Raw genomic sequence first — 4,328 nt, 5'->3', positions numbered from 1 at the left:
CCGCCGCCCCCGCCCACCGGCGACGCCGACGCCGACGTGCGCTGGGTGTTCTACTCGTCGGGCACCACGGGTTTCCCCAAGGGAGCGCGCCACACCGACGCCTCCGTCATCGCCGGGTCGAACTCGATGGTGTCCCAGCTCGGGTTCGACGAGACCGACGTCGCCTCGATCGCGTTCCCGATCGCTCACATCGGCGGGTCGAGCGTGCTGTCGCTGGGCCTGCGGACGGCCTGCAAGGTCGTGCTCGTCGACATCTTCGACCCCCGCACCGCCCCGCTGGCACTGGCGCGGCACGGGTCGACGATGCTCGGCAGCGCCGCGCCGCACTTCCACGCCTACTTCAACGCTCAAGCCGCCTTCAACGCGCAGGCCGCCCACGGCCCGGAGCGGCTGTTCGGCCGGCTGCGGTTCTTCATGGCCGGCGGGGCGCCGAGCGAGCCCGGGATGCACGACCGCGCCATCGCGGAGCTCGGCGGCGACGGCCTGATGAACGGCTGGGGCCTGACCGAGTTCCCGATGGCCGGCTACCCGTCGCCGGGCGATCCGCCCGAGCGGCTGCGCACCGCCGCGGGCCGCCCGGGCCCCGGCGTGCGGATCAGCGTCCGCGACCCCGACGGCACGGAGGTTGCGCGGGGCCAGGAGGGCGAGCTGTGCATCGCCGGCCCGCAACTGTTCACCGGCTACGTCGACGCCTCCCTCGACGCCGAGGCCTTCACCCCCGACGGCTACTTCCACACCGGTGACCTGGGCATCCACCATCCCGAGGGCTGGATATACATCACCGGGCGGCTCAAGGACGTCATCGTCCGCAACGCCGAGAACATCTCCGCGCTGGAGGTGGAGAACGTCCTGCTGACCCATCCCGGCATCGCCGAGGTGGCCGTCGTCGGGCTACCCGACCCGCGCACCGGCGAGCGGTGCGCCGCCTTCGTGGTGCAGGCCGAGGGCGCGGGCCCGCTCACCCTGCCCGACCTGGCCGCGTTCTGCCGCGAGAAGGGCCTGGCCGTCTACAAGACGCCCGAACGGCTGGAGCTCCTCGACGCCATCCCCCGTAACGCGATGGGCAAGGCGCTCAAGAAGCAGCTACGGGAGTCCGTCACCGCCGACGCCTGAGCACGCAGGACCGACCGCGGTCGCCTTTTTCGCAGGCGACCGCGGCCGGTGACACCGGAATCAGAAACGTGGGCTGGCCGTGGGCGGCGCGACCGGGCCCGTGCTGTCGTCCCGGGCGGCGGCGGGGGGCACTCCCAGCAGGGCGCGCAGCCGCCGCGTCGTGGCCTCCAGCTCCGCGGCCGGGCACACCGCCAGCACGTAGCGGTCCGGGCGCAGGATGATGATCTCGTCGGTGGGGCGGCCCAGGCGCAGATCCCGGAACGCCCCGTCGATGTCGCGCACCAGCAGCGACCCGGTCCGCGGGTCCGTGGGCGTGCCCGGCGCCCGGTCATGCGAGGCGCCGGTGCCGATCCCGCCGGTCGACCTGGTCGGGGCCTCGCCCGCGGGGGCGCCCGCGGTGGTCGCGGAGGCCTCGGCGGCGGTGTTCGCGGGGGTCGCCGCGGCGGCGCTGTCCTCCGCGGGTGCGCCGCGCCGCGCGGTGCGGGCCGGGTCCACCCGGATGGTCAGCGCGCCCAGGGCCTGCCAGAACGCCAGGCCCTCCGCGGACAGCGCGGCCGCCGGGTCACGCCCGATGCCGAGGACGGCGAAGGACGGGCCGATGACGTCGTCGAGCTTCATCCGCAGCCGGTCAGCGGTCTCCACCGACGGCTGGCCGAACATCCGGCCCACCGGCGAACCCTTGTCCGGGGTCGCCGGGGCCAGGACCGCGCCCTCGGTGTAGCGGGGCAGCGGCTTGTACTTCATCTGCAGGATGTAGTCCCGGGCCCCGGGGATGCGCTGGACGCCGACGAAGAACGCGTCACGCACCCGTTCGGTGAACCGGTTGCGCGGCTCGTACATCGCGCCGACCCGGGTGGCGAAGGAGACCATGGTCTCGGCGTGGGCGCGCCGCTCGGCGTCGTAGGTGTCCAGGAGGCGTTCGTCGGCCCGGCCCGCGAGCACCGCGGCGAGCTTCCAGCCGAGGTTCGTCGCGTCCCGGATCCCGGAGTTCATCCCCTGGCCGAAGAACGGCGGCTGCAGGTGGGCGGCGTCGCCGGCGAGAAACACCGGGCCGACCTGGAAGGTGGTGGCGATGCGGGAGTGGTGCCAGTAGATCCGCCGCCGGGAGATCCGCGGCATCGGCGTGTCCCGGTAGTGCTGCGCGAGCAGACCCATGACGACCTCGTCGGTCACCATCCGCTCGTCGGTCTCGTCGGGCAGCAGCTTGAACTCGAAGCGGCGGTGCCCGTAGGGCAACGGGATCGTCATCGACGGGCGGACCGGGTCGCAGTGCACCGCCGAGTAGGGCGCGTCGAGCTGGTCGTCGGAGACGTCGACCACCAGCCACTTCGACGGGTTCGTCTCGCCCGCGAGCTCGACGCCGACGCTGCGGCGCACGAAACTGCGCCCGCCGTCGGCGCCGACGACGTAGCGGGCGGTGACCGTGACATCCTCGCCGTTGCGGGCGCCGGTCAGCACCACGCCGTCGGCGGTGCGCTCCAGCCCGGTCACCTCCGTGTCGGCGAGCAGCCGCACGCCCGCGAAGCGGTCGAGCCCGCGGCGCAGCGTCGCCTCCATCAACGGCTGGAAGAACAGGTTGCGCCGCGGCCAGCCGAACGGCTGCCCGCTCGGCCCCACGTGCGCCAGCACCCTGCCCTGCGAGTTGTGGTAGCGGATCGGGGCGTTCTGGATGCAGTCGGCGAGCACCTCGTGGACCAGGCCGACAGCCTGGAACGTCCTTAACGACTCGTCGTCCACGGCGACGGCCCGCGGATAGTCGATGACCCCGGACTCCCGGTCGAGCACGACGGTGCTCACCCCGTAGGTGCCCAGCAGGTTGGACAGCGTCACCCCGCACGGTCCCGCGCCGACGATCGCCACGTCGGCCGATTCCCTGATCATTACCGTCTCCTCTTCCTGCCCGGAGCGGATCGCCATCGTGGTGCCGTGGCGGCTGCCTCGCCGTCCTGCCCGTAGTCGCGGTCCTGCCCGTCGTCGGCGTCCTGCCCGGGTCGCTACTGTTCTGCCATTGTCGTGCTTTCTGCTGCTGTCGTGCTTCCTGTCGTTGTCGTGCTTTCCGAGCCTCGTCCGCCGGTCCGGTCCCCCCGGTCAGCCGGTCAGTCGGCCAGCACGGAGATGGCCTGCTGGGGGCAGGCGGCGACGCCGCGGCGGGCGTCATCCTCGGCGCCCTCGGGCACAGTGACGTCACCGCTGAGCGCGGTGAAGCCGTCGTCGTCGAGCGGGTACAGCCCCGGGTTCACCAGGTAGCACTGGCCGTGACCGGAGCATTCCGGCTGCTCCATGTGGATACGCATGCGTTCGTCGTCCTCGTCGGCTGGGATTCGGGGTCGGCCGGGATTCGGGGTCGGCCGTCCGGGTCTGGTCGAGGGTGCGGTCAGCGGAAGCGGGGCTTGCGCTTCACGTTCGGCGGGACGGGGCTGCCGCCGCGGTTGCCGCGCTGGGTGTACGACAGCCCGGCCCGCTGGGCCAGCGACGGGGTCATGTCCAGGGACTCCCAGATCGCGCGGATGGTGCCCTGGATGGCCTCCGGGCGGCGCGCGGCGATCTCGGCGGCGAGCTCCGCGGCCCGCGGCCAGAGCTGCTCGCGGGGCACCACCTCGGTGACGATACCCAGCCGCAGGGCCGTCTCGGCGGTGAGCCGCTCGTCGTTGCCGAGCAGCGCCCAGCGCAGCACGTCGCCGAGGGGGATGTTGCGGGCCAGCATCCCGATCGGCTCCAGTGCGGAGACGAGGCCGCCGTTGGCGTGCGGATCGAAGAAGGTGGCGTCCTCGGAGCAGATGATGATGTCCGACTCGTTCAGGAAGTACATGGCGCCGCCGGCGGCGATGCCGTGCACCGCGGTGATCACCGGCTTCCAGACGAACTGCTTGCGCGGGCCGAGGCGGACCCCGGGGTCCTCCTGGTTCCACTGGTTCTGGTCGTTCCACCAGGGGCCCTCCTGGATGTCCAGCCCGGTGCAGAACGCGCGCTCGCCGGCGGCGCGCAGGACGGCGACGCGCACGTCGTCGTCGTCACGGACCTCGTGCCAGACCGCCTCCATCTCCAGCGTCATCGTCTCCGTGAAGGAGTTGAGCCGCTCGGGGCGGTTGAGGGTGATGGTCGCGACATGGTCGTCGACCTCGTAGAGGACGGTCGTGAGGTCCTTGAGCGGCATGAATGTTCCTCGGGAGTGGGCGAGCTGGCTGGGCCGGCTGGGCTGGGCTCTGGTGGGGGAG

Annotated in this window: 4 protein-coding genes; 1 reads left to right on the top strand and 3 read right to left on the bottom strand. The window is 72.5% G+C overall.

The genetic code is table 11. From position 1 onward, the window contains the following. The coding region (locus tag NBZ85_RS28265; RefSeq protein WP_261563017.1) for a class I adenylate-forming enzyme family protein at nucleotides 1-1,113 on the top strand (1,113 nt) is incomplete at its 5' end. Nucleotides 1,114-1,173: 60 nt separating this feature from the next. Here the strand turns inward: NBZ85_RS28265 and NBZ85_RS28260 are convergent. From NBZ85_RS28260 to NBZ85_RS28250, 3 genes are all read right to left on the bottom strand, one after another. Continuing rightward, nucleotides 1,174-2,994, bottom strand: a complete 1,821-nt coding sequence (locus tag NBZ85_RS28260; protein ID WP_261563015.1) for a bifunctional 3-(3-hydroxy-phenyl)propionate/3-hydroxycinnamic acid hydroxylase — start codon at nucleotides 2,992-2,994, stop codon at nucleotides 1,174-1,176. A 215-nt stretch (nucleotides 2,995-3,209) separates the two neighbouring features. Beyond that, nucleotides 3,210-3,407: a ferredoxin gene (locus NBZ85_RS28255; protein ID WP_261557431.1), complete on the bottom strand. Its 198-nt coding sequence runs from the start codon at nucleotides 3,405-3,407 to the stop codon at nucleotides 3,210-3,212. Nucleotides 3,408-3,487: 80 nt separating this feature from the next. Next, the coding region (locus tag NBZ85_RS28250) for an enoyl-CoA hydratase-related protein (RefSeq protein ID WP_308205231.1) at nucleotides 3,488-4,328 on the bottom strand (841 nt) is incomplete at its 5' end.

This window comes from Frankia tisae (assembly GCF_025403405.1).
GTDB lineage: Bacteria > Actinomycetota > Actinomycetes > Frankiales > Frankiaceae > Frankia > Frankia tisai.
Note: the sequence above shows the minus strand (reverse complement) of the source record. Positions and strands in the feature narration are given on the sequence as shown.

Excerpts from the sequence above, each read along its gene's own strand:
- NBZ85_RS28260 (WP_261563015.1), bottom strand. The coding sequence starts at position 2,994 with ATGATCAGGGAATCGGCCGACGTGGCGATCGTCGGCGCGGGACCGTGC.
- NBZ85_RS28255 (WP_261557431.1), bottom strand. The coding sequence starts at position 3,407 with ATGCGTATCCACATGGAGCAGCCGGAATGCTCCGGTCACGGCCAGTGC.